Genomic DNA, 25,783 nt, shown 5'->3' on the forward strand with positions numbered 1-25,783 from the left:
GGAGGAACAGGCAAATGAAAAGCAGACGAACCGATCTAGATAGTTTTGATACAAAGATCCTCGACCATCTCCAGCTGGACGCGCGTCGGCCCTTGCGGCAGCTCTCCGAGCTGGTGCATCTGTCAACCGCCGCGGTTCAACGACGAATCCGGCGCCTGGAGGATATCGGGATCATCGACACGGTGGTCGCGGTGCTGAACCCCGCAAAGCTCGGCCGATACACCACAATCATTGTTGAGGTAACACTTGAGAGTGAACGCATCGATCTACTTGAGATGACACGCAAATCATTCCTGGCTTGCCCCCAAGTCCAACAATGTTACTACGTGACAGGTGAAACAGACTTCTTCTTAATTCTAACAGTCGAATCCATGGAGCAATATGACGAGATATGTCAGATACTGTTCCACGACGACCGTAATGTCAGACGGTTCAGGACAGTTGTGTCGATGAAGCGAGTGAAGTCGGGAGTTCGCATTCCCGTCGCGGATCTATCGGACAGGCCGAGTGGAAGCCCCGTGGGCGAGTCATTGACGGGTTAGCGGGCCTTCCAGCTGAAACTGTCGTCGGCGGGTTTCGTTTGCTGCATGGAGGGGCGAGCGGCAAAACCCTGGTGCCATGTAGCCAGCTTCGGTGCGGAGGGGACCAGATCATCAATGAATCCGCGAAAGCGAAGCCAGGAGATAGCGATAGCAATAGTGATTGTCGCAATATTAACTTGGTTCTCCAATTCGTCGGCGACACTTTCCAGATAACTTAGTCCCTGGGAAATTTTCATCTCTCGTCCGTCGCTCCATATGTCGGATGTCGCCGTCCCGAACCGGTGCAAGTCTTCTCGGCAGGCGATGCCGGCCTCCAGCATCCCGTCCGCCAAGGCGTGAAGTCGGCCGACCCGCCAGCGCATGGACTGGCTTTGCGGAAATAGCGTCGCGCCACAGTCATGGTCCAGAAACTCACAAATGAGTTGCGATCCGAAAAGTACCTCGCCGCCGTCAGCCAACAGCGTCGGCAATTTCATCAGAGGATTGAAGGTGGCAAGCTCGGGATTCGGCAGATGCGGAGAAACGAGCACCCGCCGCAGCTCGATCTTGTCGGCGATCCCAAGCTCGTGAGCTACCACCATCACCTTTCGCACAAAAGGCGAGGTAGGCGAATAAAACAATCTCATCGAGAGGTCGTCCGATCATCCAGCGCAACCGTGTTCCACTCTCGGCGCAACAAGCTCATGATGTGAACATTCCAGGCTTCAGCCCCGACCCGGACGGCGTCGCGGCACGTTCCCTCCCGGACGAAGCCTAGCCGCTCGTAGACGGCGACTGCCGCAGCGTTGAAATCAAAAACGCGCAGTTCAACGCGATGAATGTCGTCCCGGCCGAACGCGATCTCCAACGCTGCCCGAACCAATGGAGCCGCATATCCTTTTCCCCGGGCGTTGGGCGCGATGGCGACGCGACCCAAGGTCGCCTGACCACAGATGGGATCGAAAAGCAGCTCAAAATGCCCGACAATCTGATGTCCGCTCTTGCGGACCGTCCATGCTCTCCATGTCCCGTCCTGATCTGGAGTGTCAAGCAGGGACTGAAATTGCGAATGGTCGAGTGGAGAACGCAAGCGCGGACCAGCCCATTGGACGACGCTCGCCATATCCGGGAACCAGGTCATGAGTTCGGCAACATCATCGGAAGCAAAAGGATTTACAATCAGGTGCATAAGGGTCTCTACCTTCGCAATGAGGTGTTGGCGTCGGTGGTGTAATGTCCGCCGGGGATTGGAGTGCCGATCGATACGAAATCACGTCATCGGCAGGCGCCGTCGCGCGACGGCCGCATAATAGCGAGCCCCGGGAAGCAGGCCGTCATCGTTAAAGTCGTAACTCGGATTGTGCAAAGGTTCGGATTCGACGCCGTTCCCCAGGAAAACAAAACATCCGGGCACATGGTCGATGAAACGGGCAAAATCTTCGGAAGCGGCCATCGGTTGAGCAGCGATGCGAATATTGCCTGCATCGAACACCATGCCCGCGGCGGCAAAGGCTTCTTCGGCCAATGCCGGTTCATTGAACAACGGAGCGAATTCACGGCTATAGGCAACTTTCGCTGTTAGATTGTGGCTCAACGCTATGCCTTCGGCAATGATACGCATTTGCTTTTCGATCTCCGCACTAACCTCGGGACGAAAGCTGCGCGCGTCACCGAGAATACGAGCCAGTCCAGGCAAGGCATTACGGGTGCCGTCTAAAATCAGTTCTGTCACCGAGACGACCGCGATGTCGGTAGCATTCAGCCGGCGAGAGACAATCGTTTGCAAAGAGGTAACCAGTGAGCAAGCAGCAACCAGAACCTCGCTACCACAGTGCGGACGAGCAGCATGGCCGCCGACGCCCCTCAGCACGATCTCGAAATTGTCTTCCGCTGCCATGATGGGGCCGGCGCGTGTCTCGAAATGTCCAACCGGTAGACCCGGCATGTTGTGAAGACCGTAGATTTCCTCGAACGGAAAGCGTTGCATCAACCCATCATTCAACATCGCGAGTGCACCTTTTCCCCATTCTTCAGCAGGCTGAAAGATAAAGCGCACGGTGCCGTCAAACCCACCTTCTTCCGCGAGTATCTTCGCGGCACCAAGCAGCATGGCGGTGTGACCATCATGGCCGCAAGCATGCATGACGCCCGGATTTTGTGACGAATAATCAGCCTGTCCCTGCTCCGTAATGCGTAGCGCATCCATGTCGGCGCGCAAGGCTATGGCGCGATTGCTGCTGCCTCGCTTCAGCGTACCTACAACCCCGGTTCCGCCGACACCCTGCGCAATATCATCTACGCCCAGTTCCCGCAGCTTCGCGGCGACAAAGGCTGCGGTGCGCGTTTCCTCGAATCCTGCCTCCGGATAGGCGTGTAACGCTCGTCGCCATACCGTCATCTCACGTTCCAAAGTCATCATGTCGTTCAATTCATGCCCTCCTCGAACCGCTGTCCTCGATACTCCCGAGAGGCAATCAGCCCATGCCACCGGGCCGATCCTTACGCTCCAGCAACGACCTCTGCCGGGCTCATCCCGACGAGTTGCAAGTAACGGCCGGGATCGGTTGCGCCCTCTGTATTGATGACGAGAATACGGGACGTAGTATCAAGACCAAGTGCCGATTTGTCGGCAGGGGTCGCCACGGCCCGCATAAGGCCGGCCAGCCCTGCACCCCCGCTCTCGCCTGCGACAATCGCCACATCATTTCCGGTAGGACGCGCCAGGCGGTTCATCGCAGCGATAGCATCCTCCTCGTCGATAGTCATGAATGCATCCGCCACACGAACCAGCATCCTCCAGCCAACGCGCGACGGCTCGTAGCATTCGAGCATCGCCATGACAGTCGGCTCACCAGGCTCAACCCTGACCGGATGGCCAGCACGAGCCGACTCGTAGAGGCAGGCCGCTCGCGCTGGATCGACGACGACAAATACCGGGCGCTGCTTACCCAACGCGACAGACAGATGAGCGGCAACAGCCGCCGCGACACCGCCAACGCCGGACTGCACGAAGACATGGGTAGGCAGGTGTGGAACTTGACGCAATATCTCTCGCACCATAGCCGTGTAACCCTGCATGACGAGGGCGGGAATATACTCATAACCTTGCCACGATGTGTCAGAGACGACGATCCAATCGTTATTTGCAGCAATGCGTGCCGTCTCGGCGACGGAGTCGTCATAAGTGCCAGTGACCCGGATCACTTGGGCGCCGAAAAGCGCAATCGCCTCCATGCGTTCGGCGCTGACGCCAGAATGGACGAGTATCCTTGCTCTGGCACCAACCAATTGCGCACCCTGTGCCACTGAGCGGCCGTGATTTCCGTCAGTCGCGCAGGCCACCGTCATTGTTGCGGCAACGGCTTTGACAGCGGACGTCTGCAGTTCGGCAATATCGACACGCCGGCCAAATCGTCTACCTGCCTCATCGAGCACTAGGCGGATGACCGCATAGGCGCCTCCGAGCGCCTTGAAGCTGCCGAGCCCCAAGCGATGCCCTTCATCCTTGACATAGATCGCGCTGACACCGAGATCGCTCGCTAATGCCGGCAAGCAATGCAGTGGTGTTTCGGCGTGATTTTCGCGGTAGGACAAAAAGCGCTCGACTTCCTGCGCCGCCTCTTCGCCGAACATTTCAGCGTCCGAAGACTGGAGCGGACAACCAAAATCAGGGTGTTTGTTTAGAATGGTCACGTTGCCTCCTAGCGTTTCCAACAACGCTAAATCGCGATAGGCGAGAAATTTGCTTCTTATTGCTACGAAGTATGCATGATTTTTTCGCGGAAGAGCCGCGGATGCTGTTATTATTTATTTCTAATGGACCGATTTGGTGGCAGCATCGCATTCTGCTCCAAAGTCCGGAAAATGGCGCGAGACATCGAAACAGAAACACAGCCAAAATCTTGTTCGCCAGTCAGTATCTGTTTCGCCAGCACAGTTTCGTTAGACCAACCAGATAGCCGTTCGGCTAAGCTTCTTTCACCGGACTATGGTGTCCCGAGCGCATGCTAAAACCGCTTGGTTCCGCTTGTAAAATGAGGCTTGCAATCAAGCCTGGCCCATCCTCGCGGCTGTCAAGCCTAAGTCTCGCTCCTTGTCTCTCGGCTGCAGCCTTTGCGATTGCCAGCCCCAGGCCACTTCCCTCGCTGTCCTGAGGCTTTGCCCTGAAGAACCGTTCAAAGACACGCGGCAAATCTTCTTCCGTTAAGCCGGGACCAGTGTCGCGGACCTCCACGTGAACTTCTTTTCCAGTGACTGCTATCGCGACGTCGACGGTTCCTCCCGGCGGAGTGTACCGAATGGCGTTATCTACCAGATTACCGAGGATGATCTCGAGATCAACCCACGAGCCGACCACCGTAGCGCTGTCTTTGCGCGTGATGCCTAGGTCAATCTGACGGCTCTCCGCGAGTGGTGATAGACGGGCGACTGTATCGAATGCGAGCTGGGCAAGATCAATCGGCTGCGGTGATGGTGCGGGCTCTTTGGCGTCGTACCTCGCCAGGCGCAATAGCTTGGTTACCAGGCCGGTGGCCCTGCTGATTCCGGCGTCAAGTTCAGTCAAACGCTGAGTAAATCGGTCATCCCGGTCATCGTGACGAAGGTTGTCGATTTGAATCTGCAGCGCCGACAGTGGTGTGCGCAATTCATGAGCTGCATCTGAGATAAACCGCCGCTGGCGTTCCAATAGTGCGCGAAGCTGCGCGAGCAACAGGTTGATCGAGCTTACAAAAGGAGCAACTTCGCGAGGCACGTCGTCTATGGGAACGGGGTCGTCCGCCCCCACGTCTCGGGAAGCGACCGCGACTGCCAGGCGATTAAGCCGCGCCATAATCCGATCGATGATCCAGCCCAGCGTCACCAATGACAATGGTATCAGCATAATGATCGGTAATGCAGCTTGGAGCGCTGCATTGGAGGCGAGTTCCTGCCGAACCCTCATATCCTGGGAAATCTGAACAGTTCGGTCCGGCGCTGCCAGTGTATAGACGCGCCAATTGTCATCGCCGATCGAAATGTCGGCAAACCCGCTCACTGATTGGCGGGGAATATCAACGGCTGGATGTGAAAGTCGCAACGGCTTGCCGGCGATATTCCAGACCTGGATGACGAAGTCATCCTCGGGGTCATGCGGCACATCGCCAACCCGCCCGGCTGGTACAGCAGGCGCCTCCCCGATATAGAGCGCAATCTGCCGCAGCTGATTGTCGAGCAGGTCGTCTGCCTCGCTCCTGACGAGGAAGAATGATGTTATGGCCGCGCAGACGCCGATGGCCGCCATTAATCCAGCGAGCCATATGAAAGCCGTACGTCGGATCGAAATCGCGCCTTTCACTTGGGAACCATCCAACCGGCTCCCCGGATGTTGCGTATAATGTCCTTGTCGAACTTGCGCCGGACGTAGTGGATGAGGACGTCGATAGCGTTGCTTTCTACCTCTTCGCCCCATCCATAGAGTTTTTCCTCCAGCTGGTTGCGGGATAGAATTGTGCCTGGACGCTCCAGCAACGCCTGAAGCAGCGCGAATTCTCTCGCGGGCAACACTTCGCTACACCCGCGATATTTTACTTCATGACTCGATAAATCCAGCTCAATCTCACCCGTAACGAGGATCGAAGTTGCATGGCCGCCATGCCGACGCAAGACCGCGCGCATGCGCGCGAGCAGTTCTTTAACCTCGAACGGCTTCACCAGGTAGTCGTCCGCTCCAAAGTCGAGTCCAGCGACCCGATCGTCGAGTTCGTCACGTGCGGTGATCACCAGTATAGGCCTTTTGTCACCGGCAGTCCGCAGCGAGCGCAGTATTTCGAGGCCCGAGCGGCCAGGCAAACCGAGGTCAAGAAGCACCAAACCATGGCCGCCGACCGCGATGGCTTCATCCCCGATCCGCCCGTCACGTACCCAATCAACCGACATGCCAGCGTCATCGAGGGCCTGCACGAGGGCCCGTCCGAGCATGACATCATCTTCGATAACGAGAATACGCATGCTTTAGCGTAACCTAAACGCAGTCATGTGAATAGATTTTGGTGCGGGGGCCAACTGCACCGCGGCGATTAATCTAAGATCTGCTGAATTTTGCTCGAGCGATGTACCGTCTTCAATCCCCCACGGGAGCATTAATAATACTTTCGTGCACAATTGCCGAACGTTGACAGCGTCCGAACCACGCCGACGTCTGTTCTAATTCTCAGCTAATTGAACTGGCTTAGTCATTATGTTCCAGCCGAACCCAATGATCGCAACAGGTTTCGAACTGTAACTTTACGCATGTGTCAACCAATGCAGGTTGACCTGGAACTTCTGCCTTTCAGGCGGCCCAAAATTCACGGAGAACCATTGATGAGACAGATTTTTCTTGCCATCGCGCTCATTGCTGCTCCGGTAGCGGCTTTCACAGGTTTCGAGCTCTATGCGAGTACGGCGCCAGCGAAAACATCGGGCCTAGGCGACCTATCATCGTTCAAGACCATCATTGCTGACGTCCAGACCCTCGCTTCCAGGGGAGATCTCACTGGCGCGGCCAAGCGCATCTCCGATTATGAGACGGCGTGGGACCAGGCCGAGACCGCGATACGTCCACTGAACCAGAACGACTGGAACAACATCGACGCTGCTTCCGATGCGGCACTGAAGGCTCTTCGTCAATCGAACCCGTCGGTGGACAAGGTCAACATGACTCTCGCAGCCTTGATGATGGTCCTCAACAATCCGGCTCAGCCTGCTCAATAGGCTGACGACAAACACCATCGCTCCTCAAACCGCCTTCCTTCGACGACCATTCAAGGAGATTCACAATGTCTGCACTGGCTACCAATGCCGCTGTCTACAATCGCGTTCCTCGCGTTACGACCGACTTCTGGCTCATAAAACTGATGGCCGTCACCATGGGAGAGACGGCGGCTGATTATCTTAATGTGCAGATGGGTTTAGGGCTAACGGCTACGTCGCTGATCATGTCGGCAGTACTGGCGTTTGCCCTTATCTGGCAGTTCTCCCAGAAAAAATATGTTCCCGCCGCCTACTGGCTGTCCGTGGTGCTGATCAGTATCGTCGGCACGTTGATTACAGATAACCTGGTCGACAATTTCCATGTGCCATTGTTGAATACGACGATCGCGTTCTCTGGTGCCCTGGCCCTGACGTTCTTCCTGTGGTTCAGAGCCGAAGGAACGCTTTCGATCCACTCCATTTACACCGGGCGGCGCGAAGCATTTTACTGGCTGGCCATCCTCTTCACCTTTGCGCTCGGCACGGCGGCGGGCGACCTTGTGGCCGAAAAATTCGCACTGGGCTATCTGGCGACCGGTGTCCTTTTCGGGATGATCATCCTCTCGCTCAGCATCGGCTATTTCTTCCTCAGCCTGGACCCGATACTCGGCTTCTGGCTGGTCTACATTCTCACCAGACCTCTCGGTGCCTCATTAGGCGACTTCATGTCTCAGCCTGTTCAATATGGTGGGCTGGGTCTCGGCGTAATCATTACCAGCGTAATATTTCTCGCCGCAATTGTCGTGATTGTCATATTTATGAGCCTACGACACGACGGGGACGAATTCGCGGAAATCAACGATGACGAATTGATAAGTAGCAACTCCAGCCAGAAATTGACGGCTGTAGAAGGCGAAAGCTGATATCAGTGCTGAATGAACTGGGCCGTTGAACCCACTGTGAGCCCGACGGCAAAATTTCTCCAACCAGCTTCACCATGTTTGGCCCCAGCCATGACAGACATGGTCATACGGTTTGAAGTCGCAGTTAGATCACCAGATCTAAAGCGCCTTCCGTATAGGATTCTGGTAACGATAAAAATTAGAGCGACTACAATGTTTCAATTGTCACTGAAGTCGCTATGATCCTCGTGATTACTCAGCAATAGCTGAAGCTGGTATAGGGATGAACAGCAGATATCTTCGGTCTTCGGATGTCGGTTTGATCATATTGCCGAATTGACTGGCAAAGGCGTCATAGTCACCTTTTGCGACCAGAACCCCATCGCCCGGTTTGAGCCAAGCTGCCAGTTCTTTCGGTGTTTCCAGCCGTGTTATTTTGCCTTGTGTATAGAATTCGGCTGAAAAGCTTCGCGCACCCAGAATGGCCAGACGGCCCGAACCCGGGTAGTCTGCTATCAGGCGCGCCTCGGTCGGCAAGAACGAACGGTCCAGGCCAATAAACGAGGCGGCGATCAGGCAGGTGAAGATCACCAGGACTTCGACTACCCCGAGTTTGAGCCAGCCAGCTCCGGTGGAGCCTGTTCGCGTCCACAAGATCACGGCAAGCAGAGCTGCTGCAGGCACGCCTGGCAACACATAGGCTAGCAGAATATTGGCGGCGAGCGTAAAAAAGACCAACGGCGTCAGTGCAAAAAGGAGTAGGTAGAGTTGGAGGCTGTGATCATTCGGTACGCCGTTCTTTCTCAGCCGCCATACGAGAATGGGCAACAACGGACTCCACGGCAATGTGGCCACAATCCAGAACAACCAGATCGATCCTCTGGCATGTTCGCGGCCTGCACCGTAGAGATCGCCTGTCCAGCCGGGTTGAAGGAAGCGCTGGATGTGCTCGCCTATCAGGAAATAATGTAAAAAGCCGGGTGTCGCTATTTCTGCTGCAATGTACCAGGGAATGACCAGTACGACGCACAATACAATACCGCCGATCCACGGTAGACGCGCAAAATCCTTCCAATTGCCGCGCCATAGCATCCAGACGGCAATCGGGGTGATGGACAGAACCACAGCAACAGGCCCTTTGGCCAGGAGGCCGATAGCGAGGCCCAGAAAGAAAAGCCAGGCCCAGCGGCGGCTTCCTGCTAATCCGTTATAAAAACCCGCCATGCTGGCGGTTACGCCAAGCGTCAGCACCATGTCGGTCTGGACAAATGCAGCAGAGACAAAAAACAGGCCTGAACTGGCGGCAACCAAGACAGCAACCGCCGCTGTGCGGCGGTCAGTAAGTGTTAAGGCCCACCGCCATAAGATTATCAATGTTGCAAAGGTTGCAAGCAAAATCCCCAGCCTTGCAGCAAAGGGAGTGGCACCAAACACGGCAATCCCCGCCGCCGATAACCATGTATGCAGTGGCGGCTTGGCCCAGAAAGGTACGCCGTAATCGAATTGGGGTGTGATCCAGTTGCCCGTTTCAACCATCTTGCGGGCGATTTCAGCATAACGCGCTTCGGTCGGGTCTGTCAGGGGAAACCAAACCATCGCGAGAAGCCTTACAAAAAGCAGTAAAACAAGGCCCAACAGGATAAACCGGCTCTTTGTCATTTTGTTTGACCTTCACTGAGAATCTGGGCCTCTATCACGCGGCTGACTGGTGCATGTCCGGCGCATTGGATCGGGTCAGCGTCTTCACCGGGATGGAGCATCATCAGGCAGTCAGGCCGCATCTCAGCCAAGAGGCGCGGGAGCCACCGCCGAACACTGGAAGGATCGTTTAGGCGAAGAAAGCCCGAGAAATCGCGGTTTGTTTGCAGTTTTGCCTTGGCGAATATGGTGCGTGCTCTCGCCGCTAGCGCCATAATGATCAGGACCTTGGCTCCGCCTGCACGAAAATTAAGCCATCGACCCGCACAGGTGGCAGGCAATGGCACGCGTACCCATGTTTTGTCCCCATAGGGCAGACGCGTCACCAACGGTGCGATCGCCGGAAAACAATGACAGTGCTGATGGCCGTCATAATAATCGGGGAGGCTTCCGAAAAGTACAACAAACGCTTCTACCTGCCGGGTCAGGGACGTTCTGATCTCCCGTAAGAATTGTGCGTCGAATATCGGCTTGAGCAATTGGGACAATCGCCAGACAGGGTCGCCTCCGGGAACCACTTCTGTGAGGTTCAGGTGTAACCCAACCTTTGCACCGCCAGTGCGCAATCTCCGCAAACGAGCAATATCTTCAGGCTTCATAGCATTGCCGATCATAACTGATGTCCCGTCAAGCCGGCCGATTTCGAGCAGCGACAGGATGACCCGGTCATGACCACGTCCCAGCCCAAAGTCATCCGCGATCCGCATCTTCCCGTTCCTTGTAGCGAATGTCTTCAGCCAAAATGTAAATTGGACGTCTTTTAGCCTCCAGAACGGATTTACCGATATACTCCCCAATCAGCCCTAGAAACATCAGCTGAATGCCGCCAAAAAAAGCAATCAATACCAGGACAGAGGTGACGCCAACCGGAACAGTTGGGAACAAAAAGTGCTGAATGACGATATAGATACCGTATACAAGATTGATCGTGGCGATAACCGTGCCAGCCATTGCCATCAAACGTAGTGGCGTGGTCGAGAAACTTGTTATCGCGCCAAGCGACATTAGCAACAGACGGAGCGAAGTATATTTGCTCGCGCCCCGGAGTCGTGGCGGCGGATCAAGCGGAATTCCGACCTGGCGAAAGCCCACCCATCCATACAGACCTTTCATGAAGCGGTCATTTTCCGGCAAACTGCGCAGTGCACTCATAAATGGCTTAGTGATCAGCCGAAAATCGCCGGCACCGGGCCGTATCTGATATCGTTGGTCGCGATTAATAACCCAGAAGAATATCTGCGACAGCGCAGCCTTTATTGGTCCTTCCGAATTACGGCGATCAACCTTATAGGCATAGACACTGTCCACGCAATCAGTTTGCCAGATACGGACAAATTCAGAGATCATTTCGGGAGGGTGCTGGAGGTCTGCATCCATCAAAACTGCAGCATCCGCTTCGAGAGCCACATCGATTCCGGCCGAGAGTGCAGCTTCCTTGCCAAAATTGCGCGAGAAACGCAGCAGGCGAACGATGCGTGGCCCAAAATCGTGGGTTTTCAACAGGGCAAAGCTGTCGTCGCTGCTTCCATCATCGATAAAGACAAATTCAACGGCGAGCGCAAACTCGGCAGCAATGCTTTCGGCAATCGAATCCAACCGGTCAAGCAGATCCGGCAAACCTGCCGCTTCATTGTAAACAGGAATTATAATGCAGAGGCTTTTTGCGCTCATGACGGAGTCTTTGCAAAAATGACAATAGAGGAGATGGCAAAGTTTACGATAGACACAAGTCCAATCGCTATGACGAGTGCTATGGCCAGTCGCAAGCCCAGTTGCAGAAATACTTGCAGCAGCACGGCCCGCAACAAAAAGATCAAGCCGGTCCAGCCCATAAACAGAATATATCGATAAAGGAGTTTTTCGGTCGAGTACTTGAATGTGACGCGGACGTGGAAGAGAAACACTACAGATCCGCTGAAGATCATTGCAAGCGCCAACGCTGCGGCAGGCTGTAGATGCAAGAAATCGCTTGCAGTTAGTGTCACGACATAATCGATGACGGCGCCCATTGCCGAGCCACTAACAAATAGCGGAAAGCGCTTCAAAATCACACTGACCACCTTGCTCCAGACTAAGTCAAAAATCAGAATAAGCGATTTCCGTCCATTAGGGTACACACGGTTTTCGTATTTTTGATACAGCCCACCGCCTAGTCCCCAGGATCGTGGCCGTGCCGTGAATGACGATGCCATCATGTTATCCGCACCTACAGGATCGAAGTGACGAACCGATCGAAGCGCGTCCCTTCCCGGTAAAGCGTGTGAATTAGAATGGCGGCAAGGATACCAGTCGCGGCTCCGCCGACGACATCACCCATATAATGGGTTCCGATATAGACGCGGGAAAACGCGACCAGGGATGCGGTGGCGAGGAACAACAGCCCCATTCGCCGCATTCCATGGAGCAGAAATGCAGCGGCGATAGCGAAGGTTGCGGTCGCATGGTCGGAGGGGAAGGACGGATCGGCGCTGGGGCTGATCAGCAAATGCGAAATGCCACCGTCATAGGGCCTTGTCCGATAAACCACCAATAGAATGAGTTGATTGATCGCCAGACCGAGCAGGAAGGAAAGACCGGTCGCAACGAGAACATGCCTATTGTGCGGCCGGTCCGACCTGCGCCACCATTGCACGGCCACCGTCGCCACCAGCAGCGGCACGCCGATGGCCGACACCCGGATCATCGTCAAATCCGCGAGAGGGCTTGTTCCAGCAAGACTATTGATGGCGTGGGTCGCCGACGCATCAAGATCATACAGTTGCACGCCATTTCCTCTTCTTATTGTCGGCGTCCCGAGTGCCGGTAGCAACGCCGCTCTGATAGAGTTTAGAAAAAACTGTCTCTCTCTGCTTGCCCGGTTACTTGTACCGGCACTTAACTAAGTAAATACACGCATGAGGAACTTTGGCCATATATCTCGCCTGCGGATACTGATCCGAGGCAGTTCAAACAAATTGTTCGCCGAGCCTGCTCGTCCTCGAACAGTGGTTGTGGCCGTTTTGAACCCGGCTTCTTCGGCCATTTCGCGATGAATGGGATTGTTTTCCCCATAGGGGAAACAGAAACTGGAGACTTCTTCACCGAGCATATTCTCCAGAACCGTCTTTGATAGGGAAATCTGCCTTCTCGCCTCATTGTCCGGCGTTTCGGTCAGGTGGACATGATCAAGCGTATGCGCGCCCACCTCATGTCCAAGAGCTGCCCATTCCCGCAATTGTGCGGCGGACATCAAAGGTGTCTTCGGAACTCCAAGCGGCTGATCCCAGACGTTGCTTCCACCAACCTGATTGGCGACGAGATAGTTGGTCGCTGTGAAACCATATTCGGCTAGTATCGGTGCGGCATTTTCCAGCACATTGAGAAAGCCATCGTCGAAAGTAATCGCCACCACTTTGCCTGCTTTTTCACCTTTGATGTAAGGTAAGGCGTCACGAAGGGACAGCCCGCGATAACCCGCTCTTTTCAACCATTTCATCTGACTGCGAAATCGAGCCGGATGAACCAACAAGCCAAGAAACGGCATGTCCTTTTGTGGTAGCGGTGCGATCTGGTGATATAGAAGAATAGGCACCGACATTCAGTCATCCCTCATCAACGGGTCGATACTATGATCTGTATCGGCCTGGTTCAACAAAATGCGCTCGATCTCCACGATCCGGTCCCGTCGGCGTTGCAGCCGCTTTCCAGTGCGACCTAGGAAACGTCGACGTTTCTTCGCCTCGCGACTAGCCTGAAGATGTTCAATATAGATGTGTTCAACCGGCTCGTTATCGAGGTTATCGAATATCCAGCAAAAGGACACGGGAAGCCGGGTTATCGAATAATGCGGCGACGCTTCAGCGGAATCCTGCGTTACGATGTGCTCCAGCACCAGCTGATCCCAGAGATCCGGTTCGTCCGTACATCCCTTTTGCCACGCTTCCAGAAGAGCCAAGGCAGATGGGGTGTCATTAATGAGCACGGTTCCGCTCAGAAGATGGCCGCTTTTTTCATAGTACGCGGCTATGTCGCTCTGGATGGACAACAATGCTGGCCAAGGATCGCGATGCAACACCCCATCCGCATCGACATAGAGCAATGGACCTCTCACCATCTTGCGCTGTTGCACCAGCACACTGGGCTTCAGCCCCGCATTGCGCACCCAGCTTCCCGTATTTTCAACGGCAACGGAGATGATCTTGAGCCCAAGACATCGAGCGCTTGCGAGAAGGCGGTCTTTCTCGTGTTCGTAAAAACTATTGGTCGTGTAAAATGCAACAATCGTTCCCGTCGGACCATTGCTGGTCCGCTTGCTTGCCGCGAGCTCCGCCAATGTTGGAAACGCTATCGCCATCGAACGATGTGCGCGGCTCCACGCCCGGAACTTGTCAAAAAGCCTGAAGAACATATCGAACTCACTGATAATGAACAATTTCCAATACGGAGAAAGGGCATATGCACTGCCCGAAGCAAAATCAGCTTCACGATAAAAGCCGGATCTGTCCCACGTTGATCCTGTCTTCAATCCAGTGCAGTTCGGCGGGCCAGCTGTGGTGTTTCCAGCCCTCCCAACTGAAACCGCAGATCCGAATATCCCAATCACTTGATGGAAAAGTTCGCAGCATGTGCCAGACGCCAAAAAAGCCCGTGCTCGGAAATTGCTGCTTCATCTGCGCCTCCGCGATCCCCAGTTCAGCACAGACGTCAAAATAGGCTTGAGGCGGAAGTATTCGTATGGGTTTGCCCGTCGCACTCAAGATTTCGAAAGCCGGAAGCGTCCAGTCCGCCCGTCGTCCTTTGAGACGCGATAGGAAGTTTGGTTGATGATGAAAACGCCTGATGATGCTCGGATGAACGGCAAAGAGAATTTCAGACGTATTGCGCATGAAAATGGAATTCAGGAACGTCGGATCATGCAACCAATCTTGCATTTGTTTGGCAGATGTCGCCAACATAAGAAGATCAGTTCTGGAGCCAGTCATACCGTCCAAGGAATGGGGCACATTGAATCGCAGCACATAATCGGAACTGTCGATATCATTCGATAGATTGCGGGACAGTGGGCCGTTGCCCACAACAGTAAGCTGCTTTTTCATTGACCGTCTTCGATCTGAAAAATGCAAACAGAGTGTCCCTACTAACCGTTTGCATCGTTATTATTTTCAGATGTTCTCGCTTAAATCATGGTTTTTCTTAGGCCATAAATACAAAATCAGCGCGGTCTTCGCGCTTTGAGCCAACTCGCGAGTTTGCCGCTCACCTGCCCGGCATGAGCGTAGAAACCCGCGTCCGCAGAATTGCTCGCATATAGCAAGGACATCACAGTTGAAATTCTCAATCTTCACAGAGCATTGGGTTCCAACGAAAGCCGAACAGCTGGCGATCGCGACAACGGCGCGCTTAAAATAAGACTATTTAACTCTTGTTTTAAAAACAACATTCAGCTTATAGAGAAGCCGGTTTCACACGGCTAACGACAAACCGCGACCCGCAATTCAGGATATTATCAGTGACCGCAATGAAAACACTTCTGGCCGCTACGAGCCTTGTCGTCCTGTTCGCTCTCCAGAACAACCCGGCGGAAGCGGCCACGCAATATCCATTGACGCTCGACAACTGCGGAACAAAAGTTACATTTGCAAAAGCGCCAGAACGCGCTATCGGCCTTGGGCAAAACAGCGCCGAAATAATGCTGCTTCTGGGCCTTGAGGAAAAAATGGCGGGAACGGCGTTCTGGCCAAGCAAGGTTCTACCGCAACTTGAGCCTGCCAATTCCAAAGTGAAGCTTCTAACCGTTGAATTCCCGACTTTTGAATCGATCCTTGCCGAAAATCCGGATTTCGTAGCGGCAGCTCTTCCAAGCCTCATCGGGCCAAATAGCAAGGTCGCAAAGCGCGACGATTTCGACAAGGTTGGCGTCCCAACCTATCTTTCACCGAGCACATGCCTGAGCACAGAGCAAGTCAAGGATGAATATGGCAGCCGCGACAAGCTGTGGAACATGGATCTTCTCTATAAGGAGATCGACGAGCTTTCGCAGATTTTCGATGTTTCAGATCGCGGCCAGGCACTAATCGCTGATTTCAAGGCGCGCGAGACGGCTTTGCGCGCAAGCGTTCCTGCAAGCGGCAAGAAACTTTCTTACCTATTCTGGTTCTCCAGCCCGTCGCCATCCGCAGACGCCTATTTGGGCGGCGGAAATGGCGCCTCGAGCTTCATCGCTGATGTTCTGGGCGGCGAGAATGCCATCAAGGCGGAAGCTGAATGGCCAACCCTTGGTTGGGAAAGCATTATCGCCGCGAACCCTGATGTGATTGTTGTTGCAAATCTCGACCGTAATCGTTGGGAGCTCGACAAGCCTGAAGCCAAGATTCAGTTTCTTAATACAGACCCTGCGGTCAGCCAGATGCCAGCGGTCAAGAACAAGGCCATTGCCGTCATGGATGGTCAAGCCATGAACCCGACCATCCGTACGATTTACGGTGCAGAGCAGGTCGCGGAACAGTTGAAAGCACTCGGTATTCTCAAGTGACTGTTTCCGGCCAGTCTTTAAGGCATTGGGGCGCTTTCAGCATAATGCTGCTGGCGTCGCTTGTCGCAATCGGATTCGTGGTGGGTATCAGCGTCGGTATTGGCGACTTGCCGATCCCCTTATCGACAACCTTTGCAGCGATAACCAATCGCCTGGGATGGAGTTCTGTCGAACTTAATCGCATTCATGAGACGGTGATCTGGGATTACCGTCTGAGCCGCGCATTGGTGGCAGCATTTTGCGGTGCAGGCCTCGCTCTTTCCGGCGCAATTATGCAGTCGCTTTTGCGCAATCCGCTTGCCGAGCCTTACGTTCTGGGTATTTCGGCTGGCGCATCAACCGGCGCTGTCATGGTCGTCATTCTCGGCATCGGTGCTGGCGCAGTTTCATTGTCGGCAGGCGCATTCGTTGGCGCGTTTGCGGCCTTCTTCTTTGTTGCGCTCCTCTCCAATGGAACAAGGGGCGGTGCCGACCGTACCATTCTGGCGGGTGTCGCCGCATCGCAGCTTTTCAACGCCGCAACCTCCTACATCGTCACCACATCCGGCAATGCGCAGCAGGCTCGCGACGTGATGTTCTGGCTGCTTGGGAGTTTCGGTGGCGTTCGCTGGCCAGAATTCACGCTGGTATCCGTCGTCATCACCCTCGGTCTTATCGCTTGCCTTCTCTATGCCCATGTTCTGGATGCATTTGCTTTCGGCGATGAGGCTGCCTCCTCGCTTGGCGTGAATGTCGGCCGTGCGCGCATTGTGCTATTTGCGCTCACAGCAATGATGACAGCCACCATTGTCAGCATGGTCGGTTCGATAGGCTTCGTCGGGCTCGTTGTCCCTCATGCTGCACGCTTCATTGTCGGTCCGCTACACATAAGGTTGTTGCCCGCCTGCGCCATCGTCGGTGCAATCTTCATGGTCTTGGCCGATATCGCCTCACGCGCGTTGATACCGCAACAGGTCCTGCCCATCGGTGTGGTGACAGCACTTGTCGGCGTGCCTTTCTTCTCGATCATTCTATACCGGTTTCAGCGCCCATCATGACGATCAGAGCCGAAAATCTTGTCTGGAAAATTGGCAAGAAAACGATAATCGATGGCGTGTCTTTCGACGCAAAGCCTGGAAAGATGCTGGGGCTGTTAGGACCAAACGGTTCTGGAAAAACATCGTTGCTGCGCCTGATCGCCGGATTGAAACGCCCCTATTCCGGACGCGTCCTGCTTGATGAAAAGGATATCAATTCGGTTGCCCGGCGCAGTCTTGCGCAGCGTGTTGCTTTTGTTGAACAACACGCGACGACCAACGCCAATCTCAAGGTGATGGACGTTGTAAGACTTGGGCGTTTTCCGCACCGATCATTGTTCTCCGGCTGGACGGGAGCGGACGAGAGAGCTGTACAGGACGCCATTGAACGCACTGGGATGACGGCCAAGAAAAATGACCCGTGGCAGAGCCTGTCAGGTGGTGAGAAGCAACGTGCACATATAGCAAGAGCCTTAGCGCAAACGCCAAAGGAGCTCATCCTTGATGAGCCGACCAATCATTTGGATGTTCAGCACCAGATGAGCTTGTTGAAGCTGGTTTCCGGACTATCGCTCACGAGCATCATTGCTTTGCACGATCTCAATCATGCGGCCATGTTCTGCGATGAATTGATTATCATGCTTTCTGGAAAGATTGTCGCTTCAGGTACACCCGAAGAAGTAATCAACGAGAATATTCTCAAGCAAGTTTTCTCGATTGACGCGCGTGTGGAACCTTCTCCCTATAGCGGACGGCCTCATATTCACTATCTCAGATAAAAAAGCACTGAAACTGTGTCCGATTCTGATCGTCAACGAATAACGAGTCCAAGTTTATTTTTTGACTGATGTCTCCAGAATATAAAATGCCAACCCGATATGAAACTCAAACGCTCGGTGACGTTACCAGATTACCAGTCAAGAATCCGCGCGATAAATATCCTGATGCCACATGACATCGGAGAACTCCCCACGATTGAAGCGTGAACGATCATTGGCGGGTACTTTAACTGCGACGGAAAGACATTTCTAAATTGACTGTGCAGGGTGTTTGCAGCATTTCCAGATCGTCACCACTTCACTCTAAAGCCCAGCGTCCCTTTATAGGAGTAGCTGTCGCCGAAGTCAGCAAGACTGGTATTGATAGCACCCTCGCCATAGATCGAGTATTTGTCGCTGTTCCAGTTGTAGCTGCCACCAAGCCCGATGCCGCCCCACAGCCGCTCGTTCTCATTGGCAAATGTGGTTCCCGAAACATCCACTTTCGTTCCTTCGAGGAACTCATAGTAGAGGTTCGCGATGCCATAGACCTGCGCTCTATCGATCAAGCCACTGGCATTGTACCAAGAGTTTTGATGCTCGATGGCGACGCCAAGGCGGCCTTGCAGGCTTTCGCCGCGATCAAGACTGATACGCGCTCCGAAGACATCGTTGAAGCTGTCGAAGTCAACCTTCGAATAGGTCAATTGCGCCTGCGGTGTGATCGACCAGTTTTGATTGAGTGTAACGCGTTGGCCGGTTTCGCCCGAGATCGCAAAGCCGAAGCCATTATTGCCGTCAGCCAGATTGAGCCCGTTCAAGCCCGCCGTAAACTGGCTATTATTGGCGCTCAGATCGCTATCATACCAGGTTAGCTGTGCCTGACCGTCGACATAAAAGCCGTTATCGCCATACCAGGTCAGTGTGCCGCCAAAGCCGTAGCCGTCCGTTGATACTTCATCGTCACCGAAGATTGAATAGGTCTTAGCCTTGCCGTGCGTATAGTGGACCGTAATGCCGCCGATCAGCTTTCCAGCGTCGTTTTCCACCAGCATACCGTCCAGTCCGGCCTGCAGCTTAAATATGTTGTAGTCGTAGTTTTCTCCAGATGTGGAGAATTTAGGATCGATCTTGCTATGTGATCCTTCGATGCGTCCCCAAACGCCTCTGCCTTCAATCAGATTGCCAGCTTCCGCCGCCGGAGCATAAGGTGACCCAACAGGATCAGCACCTTCAGCCAGCATCACATTGCCCGCATTGCTCCAATAGCGGTTGCCGGTGCGCTGTTGCAGTGTCGGCAGACTGTTCAAGCCGAGCAGAAACTGCGGGTAGGCTTCATAGAGGCTGACGCCCGGCTGATAGATAGGTTGATCGGGTTCATCCGGGTCAACTGGAATGTCTGGATCGACCGGGTCTGTCGGAATGCGGTTCGACCGCAAATACCAGTTGCCATCACCCGGCTGAGAGGTACTGCCTTGATAGAGACGATAAGCATAGGCGCCACCCACAACGGCCTGTTGGCCATTAAATACATAATCGCCTGCAAGAGAAAATGCATTTGGGTCTGATGTGCCGCCAACCGTAACGATTTGAATCCCTTCGATTGTATCGTCACCATTTCCATTAATGTTTTTGACTTTAACAGTCGTGTTTCCCGATGTATTGCCAATGATGACTAGTTTATCGGTCAGCGAACTGTCATTGCCGAGTACGGTATCGAGCGAAAGAATTCCGCCCTGTCCTGTATAATTACCAGCGATGGTCAAAGTACCGATTGAACTTGCCAGCCCCTGACTGCCCCCCGGTGTCTGTCCCGGAGCAACAGTGCCTGCATTGACAGCCGATCCAACAATGCCGGTGCCTTCCAGCGTGCCGCCGGCCAGAATATTGGCTGTTGCTGTCGATATGTCGCCATTTATCTGCAAGATACCCGTGCTCGGAAGCAAGGTGCCGGTGAAGCTCAGCTGGTTTTCGTTCAAAATGGTACGACCAGCCGCCGCTTCAATAGTTCCATCGCCGACTATTGCGAGCGTCGACGGCCTCGATGGACCATCGAGGTACTGCGCATCGAACTGATCAAAGATGTAATTATCAGCGGTATGGTTGAAACGGATCAATCCAGTTCCGTCACCAAATTCTACCGTCTGCGCCATCAAACGACCAGGGGCGACCGCAGCTCCTCCCACAGCACCACCAATACTTAATGTACCATTTCCCGTCGTCTCGCCGCCCAATATCAATGTACCGTTTGATACATGGTCAACCAGACTATAGATCTGCTTGTAAACCCCGCTGCTGTCATCCGTCTCCGCGAGGAAAGTCGCCGTGCCGATACGAACCTCGCCGTTGTCGGCAATAGTCAACTCACCGGCTCCGCTTTGCCCCACTCGCAGTGCACCTATATCTGTCGATGTAGTCGAATTACTCCAGGGTGAAAGATAGTCTTGTAATATGCCAGACTGGTACCATACCGAGTTCGTACCTGACACTGTAATGTAGCCTGTTCCTCCATTGATGCCTACATTTGTGTCGAGAGCGGATCTGTCAACGTAATTCTGGTAGCTGACGCCTATCTGATAGTCGGTATAACTGTGAACCTTGCCGCCAGAAAGGATGTTGACGCTACCAACGCTATTTTGACCATTGCCAATAACAAGGCCTTGCCCGAAAAACGCCATGGGCACATCATTGCGCGTTGCAGCTGCCGAGCCATCCAACGTGATTGCGCCAGTACCTCCGTCAAACCCTACAGTAGCCTTGCCCTTGGTCAAGGTGTTGATATTACTACTGTTATAGGTGACGCCGGGATCGCCTAACTTGCCACCTGCGAGGACATTCAATGCCCCGTTGCTTCCAGCACCATCCCCAACGATGAATTCACCACGATTATTCGTAGCGAACGCAGCACCATCGAGATTTAACGTCCCTGTGCCGCCATCAACACCGATATACAGCCCCCCATAGAATGAGTAGCCAAAAAACACTGGTGCACAACCCTGACAGGATGTGTCGAGCCATAATGGCCCTTCTGGAGGAACCCCCGTATCCTTGCCTGTACCGATGAGATTGACTTCTCCGACGCTACCTGTTCCCTTGCCAATACTGATCGTGTTAGCGCTTAATGGCGTAGAAATAGGCCCTTCAAGTGATATAGATAGTGTGCCTTGCCCGCCATTGTTACCAACCACCAGATCACTACCGGTATTGAGAGAAACACTATTCGTCTGGGATTCGGAATTTGGAATGACATTGATAGTCACAGAACCGCTCTGCCCACCAACCGTTCCAATACCACCGACCAGATTGGAGTCATAACCCGCCGGAGAACCGAGATCGATCGTTCCAACGGCATTGCCATTATTCACTGCTGAGCTAGAACCCTGTGGTCCGTTGTTGTCGTCCCAGTTATCCGGATTGTAGAAATCACTATCGACCGCGCCAGTCCATTCATTTGCTTGGCCGATTGAAGGGGCTGCAATACAAATGACCGCTAACGCCGCTGACGCTAGAAAATAGCGACGCGAGCATTTCAGCAAATCGACAACAGTATTTTGCGGTATGCGTCTTGTCAGCGGTTCAGGCAAGGTCCCCTCCTGGCAACGCGGATCAGCATATTTAGGCAAAGGATAAGCGTTTTTCCCTGAATTGAAATGATCTCGGTCAATGATTTCTGATAAAAATCGAGTGCATTTCCAGTTTCTATGTATTAGCTTACGCTAATTATGTTCATTGATATGAATTTGGCGGAGGATAAGCATCACGGGCAGCTGAGTCTGTGTGCGGAAACTAGACTTGGCGATCTTTTCGAATCGAAAAATTGGGGGATAGGCGCTATATGGGATCTAGTCATTCAATAGTTTTGGAATTGCCGGTTGTTCTGTGCGCGGAAACGCACCGTTCTCTTGGCTATGTGCAAAGGCAGCAAACTGAACCAATCGAACTGCCTCTGTTCGCACCAATTGCCTCGTTTGAATTCCCGAATATTGCCAAACATTATCCGATCTTGTTTTTCAATGATGATGCGGTTTTTCCGGTCGCCATAACAGGTCAGGTCGGGAGTGGTGGTGCTGTTTACGCCCCCAACCCGACAAATATGCAGCCTTACCTGCCCGGTGTCATGCAGCTCTATCCGTTTATGCTGGAGAAGTTGCCCGATCAGGATGCCGGTGTGCTCATCTTCGACCAGAAGAGCGCCCAACTTACTCCCTTGACTGAAAATCATTCGGCCGCTGCACTCTTCAATGACGCTGGCGCGCCGACCGAAACACTGCATCAGATCGCTTCATTTGCAGCGCAGCTTTTTGACGGCCGCAGGCGAGCAGCCGCTTTTGCCCTTGCCTTGAAGGCTGCTGGTGTTTTGACCCCGAGCCTACTGGAGTTCAACGAGATGGAACCGGCTGGTCTCAAACAACATCGACTTTATATGATTAATGAGCCAGCCTACAGAGCTTTACCGAAGGACACGGTCCACGACTGGTTTTTAAAAGGTTGGCTGGATCTGGCCAGCCTAGTGCTTGTCACTCAACGGCATTGGTTGAACTATCGCCATCACGCTGAAGCACCTGCCAGAGCAACGGGAAGCTGAGCATGGTTACGATCACCATTCCTCCAAAAGCAATTGTCATCCCGCTACCAAAGGAAGATGAGGTATTTCATAGTCCCAATTCGACCCATCCGGAGGTCTATATCGAGAGCGAAGATTATTATGTTCGTAGTCTTCGAGATTCGGATGTTAACGAAAATCTCGTTTCATGGTTCAACCGCACAGACATGCTGCGCGGACTGAACCTTAATGAACTTAATTTCACGCTGGCGAGCTTCAGACACTTTATCGTTAGGTTCGATAATTTTCACAATTATATTCTTGGTATATTCGACCGCAGCAACGATAGTCTGGTGGGTTTTTACACCATAGACGTTAATCGTAACCACAAGATCGGTAGTTTGACCACCGGCATCGGGGATCAAAAACAACGTGGCAAGCAGACATTATGGGCTACGATTGACGATACTCTCGACCATTTTTATGCCGAACGAGACATTGAAAAATTCACCGCGCGCATTCTGGCGCGCAACTACGCAATGCTGTTCAATTTCAAAAACAACTCGCGTTTTGTACTCGAAGGTCATTTGAAACAGGAATGTCTGGCACCGAATGGCGAGCGCCTCGACCTTCTGGTCTTTGCTTCTTTCAAAAGCGCACCATCGACACGCGCCTTCATTCCTCGGAAAACGAATGGGACATCGACAGTATGACTGGTCAAACGCAGCAGCTATCGCATGAAGATGACTTCGTCGTTGAAGCCAAGAACATTCTGGCTGGATGCTTGTTCATACCCGCCGAGACAATTCCCGTTAGTGCAGATATCGGCTCGCTCGGCGAACTCGATAGTCTGACTTTCGAGCTGATTGTTCTCGAAATCGAGAAGCACATCGGTCACCAAGTTGATCCCATCGCTCTGCTGGAGATGCAGTCTGTGGCTGATCTGGCCGAGTTGCTGCGCAAAGAAAAAGCATGAGCCTGTCCTCTCACATATGCGGCTATCTCTATGAGCTTGCTCGTGAGCGGAACGGGGAGAATATAACTACCGACTTCAACGGCGTCAGTGTCTTGATCATTCAACGGTTAGAGGATGCCGACCATATTCTGAGGTTCAATACCGGTAACTATCGTAAGAACATGGCGTGGTTTCGCCAGACACTAGGCGCTTCGCGTTTTTCGGAAGATGGACATGCTTGGGAAATCCGTCGTCAACTGACACAGAGCTATTTCAACCGCTTCGACCGTGCAAACACCTTCAGGCTTTCAACCGGCTATGCGGAAAAAGCAATTCAGGAGATGGTGGTATACAGTCACAATGAACCTTGCATTGAAGATAGCATCTTGCGACGGATGACTGCGAGCGTCCTCATCGATAATTTCTTCGGCATCAAGCTTCATGAGACAGGCATCGACTTGTCGGTTCTGGCAGAACTTATGGCCATTGGTTCTGACTATTCCTTTGTACCAGAAGGCATGACGAACGCGCTCTATCGAGACAGATTGGCGCTTTTGCCAGATCTGCGCCGCGAGATATTGCGGCAGCTCGGTTATTTTCGGTCGTCTGACATGCCTCATACATCCCTTTTGGATGACTTACTTGAAGCTGATCGACGCGACACGGACCGCGTAGTGCTTGAACATGAGTTGATGACGTTTATGGCAGCTGGAGCAGAAACATCCGCTGCGACTATGGGTTGGGCATGTTATATGCTTGCCTTATATCCCGAAATTCAGGAGGAGCTTCGCGCATCGGCGCGCGCTTTCTGGCACGGTAATCATAGAGATTGGCGAACTCTCTCGACATTCAAGCCATTGTCGCGGTTCATTTCTGAAGCCTTGCGGCTTTATCCGCCGACCCCCATCGTTGCACGCTATGCCATTGATGCCGATGATCTGGGAACGACGCAGGTGAGTGCCGGACAGAACATTATCGTGTCGTTCATTGGCATTCAACTGGACCGACGCTTTCGAGCGGACCCTTGGGCCCTGGATATGGACGACATTGCTACCCAGAAAGCCACGGGTGAAACCATGGCTTTCAGCATCGGACCTCGTATTTGCGGCGGAAAACAATTTGCGTTGTTGGAGCTGGTGACCTTCCTCAGCGTATTTCTGAACTGCGCTCGCTTTGAACTCACTTCCAACAAGCCCCCAAGCTATTTCTGGAAATCGCAGATGCTACGTGAAGGCGGACAGCCAGTACGTGTTGTGGGGTTGAATTGATGGTGGAGGGAAAGATATTCGATGGGCAGAGATGGCTGATCACTGGTGCGAGTAGCGGCATCGGGTTAGAGGTTACAAAGCTGCTGCTGCAACACGGTGCCAAAGTGGCGGCAATTGTCCGTAATCCTCAGAAAATCAGTGCGCTACACCAGAAATATCCAAAATCGCTTGCGCTCCTTCAGCTTGATCTTTCTGAGATATCTAAGGTCGCAGAATGCGTCCAATCAGCAATCAGTTCTATCGGTCGGATTGACACTGTTTTGAGTGCAGCAGGTTATGCTCTTGTTGGTGCCGCTGAAGAGCTGGGCGAACATTCCATCAGGAAGCAGATCAACGTGAATCTCGTCGCACCAATTTTCCTGGCAAAAGCAATTCTGCCGCATTTTAGAGAACGGAAGACGGGTCGTTTTCTACAACTGTCCAGCGAAGGTGGTCAAATGGCCTACCCTGCCGCTAGTATCTACCACGCCAGCAAATGGGGATTGGAAGGGTTCTTTGAAGCACTTTCGATGGAGGTGAAAAGCCTTGGCATTGCGGTGACACTCATTGAGCCTGGTCGGATCCAGACGGAATTCGACAACAGCGCTATCATTGTGGAGCCTCAGAGCGGAGACTATCGAAACAGCGCCGTAGGCGCCTATTTCAAACTGCTCGCCATGGGACGATTCCCTACGATCGGAGACCCCAGGAAAGTGGCAGAAGCTATTCTTGATCTCGGCCAGCAAGAGAACCCGCCGCTACGGCTTGTCCTTGGTAGCGACAGCCACAAAAACATAGACAGCGCTTTGAGAAAACGGCTTTCAGAAGTGGATCAACAAAAAGACATAAGCTCCCGAACAGACATATAGAAATGGCATTTCAAAACGGGAGAAGGAGAATGAATGCATCCTTAAACGAGAG

26 protein-coding genes are annotated in these 25,783 nt (G+C 53.3%); 11 read left to right on the plus strand and 15 right to left on the minus strand.

Annotated features, from left to right (window positions below):
• Positions 1-14 precede the first annotated feature (14 nt).
• Positions 15-542 carry an Lrp/AsnC family transcriptional regulator gene (locus QBD01_RS07080; protein WP_280992205.1) on the plus strand — a complete coding sequence of 176 codons (528 nt, stop codon included), beginning with the start codon at positions 15-17 and terminating at the stop codon, positions 540-542.
• Here the strand turns inward: QBD01_RS07080 and QBD01_RS07085 are convergent.
• The 6 genes from QBD01_RS07085 to QBD01_RS07110 form a co-directional block, all read right to left on the minus strand.
• On the minus strand, positions 539-1,168 hold the full coding sequence (locus QBD01_RS07085; RefSeq protein ID WP_280992206.1) for a glutathione S-transferase N-terminal domain-containing protein: 630 nt from the start codon (positions 1,166-1,168) through the stop codon (positions 539-541). The two genes, QBD01_RS07080 and QBD01_RS07085, sit on opposite strands and share 4 nt — an antisense overlap.
• Positions 1,165-1,710 (minus strand): GNAT family protein, encoded by a 546-nt coding sequence (locus tag QBD01_RS07090; RefSeq protein WP_280992207.1) that lies wholly within the window; start codon positions 1,708-1,710, stop codon positions 1,165-1,167. Before QBD01_RS07090 ends, QBD01_RS07085 begins: the two co-directional genes overlap by 4 nt.
• Positions 1,711-1,791: 81 nt before the next feature.
• Positions 1,792-2,940 carry an amidohydrolase gene (locus QBD01_RS07095; RefSeq protein WP_280992504.1) on the minus strand — a complete coding sequence of 383 codons (1,149 nt, stop codon included), beginning with the start codon at positions 2,938-2,940 and terminating at the stop codon, positions 1,792-1,794.
• 80 nt (positions 2,941-3,020) lie between these two features.
• Positions 3,021-4,214, minus strand: coding sequence for a diaminopropionate ammonia-lyase (locus tag QBD01_RS07100; RefSeq protein ID WP_280992208.1), 1,194 nt, complete (start codon positions 4,212-4,214; stop codon positions 3,021-3,023).
• A gap of 274 nt (positions 4,215-4,488) precedes the next feature.
• Positions 4,489-5,871: an ATP-binding protein gene (locus QBD01_RS07105; RefSeq protein ID WP_280992209.1), complete on the minus strand. Its 1,383-nt coding sequence runs from the start codon at positions 5,869-5,871 to the stop codon at positions 4,489-4,491.
• A complete protein-coding gene (locus QBD01_RS07110) occupies positions 5,853-6,509 on the minus strand; it encodes a response regulator transcription factor (RefSeq protein ID WP_280992210.1) in 657 nt (218 codons plus the stop codon). Before QBD01_RS07110 ends, QBD01_RS07105 begins: the two co-directional genes overlap by 19 nt.
• A 354-nt stretch (positions 6,510-6,863) precedes the next feature.
• Between QBD01_RS07110 and QBD01_RS07115 the strand changes: the two genes are divergently transcribed.
• Both QBD01_RS07115 and QBD01_RS07120 read left to right on the plus strand, forming a co-directional pair.
• Complete coding sequence (locus QBD01_RS07115; RefSeq protein WP_280992211.1) at positions 6,864-7,253, plus strand: hypothetical protein; 390 nt, start codon at positions 6,864-6,866, stop codon at positions 7,251-7,253.
• Between the two features lie 65 nt (positions 7,254-7,318).
• Positions 7,319-8,155 (plus strand): hypothetical protein, encoded by an 837-nt coding sequence (locus QBD01_RS07120; protein ID WP_280992212.1) that lies wholly within the window; start codon positions 7,319-7,321, stop codon positions 8,153-8,155.
• A gap of 231 nt (positions 8,156-8,386) precedes the next feature.
• On the opposite strand, the gene QBD01_RS07125 is transcribed toward QBD01_RS07120, so the two are convergent.
• From QBD01_RS07125 to QBD01_RS07160, 8 genes are all read right to left on the minus strand, one after another.
• Complete coding sequence (locus tag QBD01_RS07125; protein ID WP_280992213.1) at positions 8,387-9,793, minus strand: glycosyltransferase family 39 protein; 1,407 nt, start codon at positions 9,791-9,793, stop codon at positions 8,387-8,389.
• Positions 9,790-10,539, minus strand: a complete 750-nt coding sequence (locus QBD01_RS07130) for a ChbG/HpnK family deacetylase (protein ID WP_280992214.1) — start codon at positions 10,537-10,539, stop codon at positions 9,790-9,792. Before QBD01_RS07130 ends, QBD01_RS07125 begins: the two co-directional genes overlap by 4 nt.
• Positions 10,523-11,503, minus strand: coding sequence for a glycosyltransferase family 2 protein (locus QBD01_RS07135; RefSeq protein WP_280992215.1), 981 nt, complete (start codon positions 11,501-11,503; stop codon positions 10,523-10,525). The genes QBD01_RS07130 and QBD01_RS07135 overlap by 17 nt, the downstream gene beginning before the upstream one ends.
• Positions 11,500-11,880 (minus strand): GtrA family protein, encoded by a 381-nt coding sequence (locus QBD01_RS07140; protein WP_392391348.1) that lies wholly within the window; start codon positions 11,878-11,880, stop codon positions 11,500-11,502. The genes QBD01_RS07135 and QBD01_RS07140 overlap by 4 nt, the downstream gene beginning before the upstream one ends.
• A gap of 158 nt (positions 11,881-12,038) precedes the next feature.
• Positions 12,039-12,590, minus strand: a complete 552-nt coding sequence (locus QBD01_RS07145) for a phosphatase PAP2 family protein (protein ID WP_280992506.1) — start codon at positions 12,588-12,590, stop codon at positions 12,039-12,041.
• 120 nt (positions 12,591-12,710) lie between these two features.
• A complete protein-coding gene (locus QBD01_RS07150) occupies positions 12,711-13,409 on the minus strand; it encodes a polysaccharide deacetylase family protein (RefSeq protein ID WP_280992216.1) in 699 nt (232 codons plus the stop codon).
• Positions 13,410-14,336, minus strand: a complete 927-nt coding sequence (locus QBD01_RS07155; RefSeq protein ID WP_280992217.1) for a putative nucleotide-diphospho-sugar transferase — start codon at positions 14,334-14,336, stop codon at positions 13,410-13,412.
• Positions 14,293-14,907, minus strand: coding sequence for a glycosyltransferase family 29 protein (locus QBD01_RS07160; protein ID WP_280992218.1), 615 nt, complete (start codon positions 14,905-14,907; stop codon positions 14,293-14,295). Before QBD01_RS07160 ends, QBD01_RS07155 begins: the two co-directional genes overlap by 44 nt.
• A 413-nt stretch (positions 14,908-15,320) precedes the next feature.
• On the opposite strand from QBD01_RS07160, the gene QBD01_RS07165 reads away from it, so the two are divergent.
• The 3 genes from QBD01_RS07165 to QBD01_RS07175 are packed head-to-tail and all read left to right on the plus strand — an operon-like array spanning position 15,321 to position 18,138.
• Positions 15,321-16,343, plus strand: a complete 1,023-nt coding sequence (locus tag QBD01_RS07165; RefSeq protein WP_280992219.1) for an ABC transporter substrate-binding protein — start codon at positions 15,321-15,323, stop codon at positions 16,341-16,343.
• A 44-nt stretch (positions 16,344-16,387) separates the two neighbouring features.
• Entirely contained in the window at positions 16,388-17,380 is a 993-nt protein-coding gene (locus QBD01_RS07170) for a FecCD family ABC transporter permease (RefSeq protein ID WP_392391328.1), read from the plus strand.
• A complete protein-coding gene (locus QBD01_RS07175) occupies positions 17,377-18,138 on the plus strand; it encodes an ABC transporter ATP-binding protein (protein WP_280992221.1) in 762 nt (253 codons plus the stop codon). Before QBD01_RS07170 ends, QBD01_RS07175 begins: the two co-directional genes overlap by 4 nt.
• A gap of 290 nt (positions 18,139-18,428) precedes the next feature.
• Here QBD01_RS07175 and QBD01_RS07180 read toward each other — a convergent pair whose 3' ends face one another.
• Positions 18,429-21,701: an autotransporter outer membrane beta-barrel domain-containing protein gene (locus QBD01_RS07180; RefSeq protein ID WP_280992222.1), complete on the minus strand. Its 3,273-nt coding sequence runs from the start codon at positions 21,699-21,701 to the stop codon at positions 18,429-18,431.
• A 251-nt stretch (positions 21,702-21,952) separates the two neighbouring features.
• Here QBD01_RS07180 and QBD01_RS07185 point away from each other — a divergent pair, with 251 nt between their 5' ends.
• From QBD01_RS07185 to QBD01_RS07205, 5 genes are read left to right on the plus strand one after another with little or no spacing between them, the layout of a single operon-like run.
• Positions 21,953-22,702 carry a SapC family protein gene (locus QBD01_RS07185; RefSeq protein WP_280992223.1) on the plus strand — a complete coding sequence of 250 codons (750 nt, stop codon included), beginning with the start codon at positions 21,953-21,955 and terminating at the stop codon, positions 22,700-22,702.
• A gap of 2 nt (positions 22,703-22,704) precedes the next feature.
• Positions 22,705-23,373, plus strand: a complete 669-nt coding sequence (locus tag QBD01_RS07190) for a GNAT family protein (protein WP_280992224.1) — start codon at positions 22,705-22,707, stop codon at positions 23,371-23,373.
• Positions 23,370-23,636: an acyl carrier protein gene (locus QBD01_RS07195; protein WP_280992225.1), complete on the plus strand. Its 267-nt coding sequence runs from the start codon at positions 23,370-23,372 to the stop codon at positions 23,634-23,636. Before QBD01_RS07190 ends, QBD01_RS07195 begins: the two co-directional genes overlap by 4 nt.
• Complete coding sequence (locus tag QBD01_RS07200) at positions 23,633-24,883, plus strand: cytochrome P450 (protein ID WP_280992226.1); 1,251 nt, start codon at positions 23,633-23,635, stop codon at positions 24,881-24,883. The genes QBD01_RS07195 and QBD01_RS07200 overlap by 4 nt, the downstream gene beginning before the upstream one ends.
• Entirely contained in the window at positions 24,883-25,731 is an 849-nt protein-coding gene (locus tag QBD01_RS07205; protein ID WP_280992227.1) for an SDR family oxidoreductase, read from the plus strand. The genes QBD01_RS07200 and QBD01_RS07205 overlap by 1 nt, the downstream gene beginning before the upstream one ends.
• The last annotated feature ends 52 nt before the right edge of the window (positions 25,732-25,783 follow it).

This window comes from Ochrobactrum sp. 19YEA23, from assembly GCF_029909865.1.
GTDB classification, from domain to species: domain Bacteria; phylum Pseudomonadota; class Alphaproteobacteria; order Rhizobiales; family Rhizobiaceae; genus Brucella; species Brucella gambitense.

What these genes read in the sequence shown, in the direction of transcription:
- QBD01_RS07080 (WP_280992205.1), top strand. Translation starts at nt 15, where the DNA reads ATGAAAAGCAGACGAACCGATCTAGATAGTTTTGATACAAAGATCCTC.
- QBD01_RS07085 (WP_280992206.1), bottom strand. Translation starts at nt 1,168, where the DNA reads ATGAGATTGTTTTATTCGCCTACCTCGCCTTTTGTGCGAAAGGTGATG.
- QBD01_RS07090 (WP_280992207.1), bottom strand. Translation starts at nt 1,710, where the DNA reads ATGCACCTGATTGTAAATCCTTTTGCTTCCGATGATGTTGCCGAACTC.
- QBD01_RS07095 (WP_280992504.1), bottom strand. Translation starts at nt 2,940, where the DNA reads ATGATGACTTTGGAACGTGAGATGACGGTATGGCGACGAGCGTTACAC.
- QBD01_RS07110 (WP_280992210.1), bottom strand. Translation starts at nt 6,509, where the DNA reads ATGCGTATTCTCGTTATCGAAGATGATGTCATGCTCGGACGGGCCCTC.
- QBD01_RS07115 (WP_280992211.1), top strand. Translation starts at nt 6,864, where the DNA reads ATGAGACAGATTTTTCTTGCCATCGCGCTCATTGCTGCTCCGGTAGCG.
- QBD01_RS07120 (WP_280992212.1), top strand. Translation starts at nt 7,319, where the DNA reads ATGTCTGCACTGGCTACCAATGCCGCTGTCTACAATCGCGTTCCTCGC.
- QBD01_RS07125 (WP_280992213.1), bottom strand. Translation starts at nt 9,793, where the DNA reads ATGACAAAGAGCCGGTTTATCCTGTTGGGCCTTGTTTTACTGCTTTTT.
- QBD01_RS07130 (WP_280992214.1), bottom strand. Translation starts at nt 10,539, where the DNA reads ATGCGGATCGCGGATGACTTTGGGCTGGGACGTGGTCATGACCGGGTC.
- QBD01_RS07135 (WP_280992215.1), bottom strand. Translation starts at nt 11,503, where the DNA reads ATGAGCGCAAAAAGCCTCTGCATTATAATTCCTGTTTACAATGAAGCG.
- QBD01_RS07150 (WP_280992216.1), bottom strand. Translation starts at nt 13,409, where the DNA reads ATGTCGGTGCCTATTCTTCTATATCACCAGATCGCACCGCTACCACAA.
- QBD01_RS07160 (WP_280992218.1), bottom strand. Translation starts at nt 14,907, where the DNA reads ATGAAAAAGCAGCTTACTGTTGTGGGCAACGGCCCACTGTCCCGCAAT.
- QBD01_RS07170 (WP_392391328.1), top strand. Translation starts at nt 16,388, where the DNA reads ATGCTGCTGGCGTCGCTTGTCGCAATCGGATTCGTGGTGGGTATCAGC.
- QBD01_RS07175 (WP_280992221.1), top strand. Translation starts at nt 17,377, where the DNA reads ATGACGATCAGAGCCGAAAATCTTGTCTGGAAAATTGGCAAGAAAACG.
- QBD01_RS07185 (WP_280992223.1), top strand. Translation starts at nt 21,953, where the DNA reads ATGGGATCTAGTCATTCAATAGTTTTGGAATTGCCGGTTGTTCTGTGC.
- QBD01_RS07190 (WP_280992224.1), top strand. Translation starts at nt 22,705, where the DNA reads ATGGTTACGATCACCATTCCTCCAAAAGCAATTGTCATCCCGCTACCA.
- QBD01_RS07195 (WP_280992225.1), top strand. Translation starts at nt 23,370, where the DNA reads ATGACTGGTCAAACGCAGCAGCTATCGCATGAAGATGACTTCGTCGTT.
- QBD01_RS07200 (WP_280992226.1), top strand. Translation starts at nt 23,633, where the DNA reads ATGAGCCTGTCCTCTCACATATGCGGCTATCTCTATGAGCTTGCTCGT.
- QBD01_RS07205 (WP_280992227.1), top strand. Translation starts at nt 24,883, where the DNA reads ATGGTGGAGGGAAAGATATTCGATGGGCAGAGATGGCTGATCACTGGT.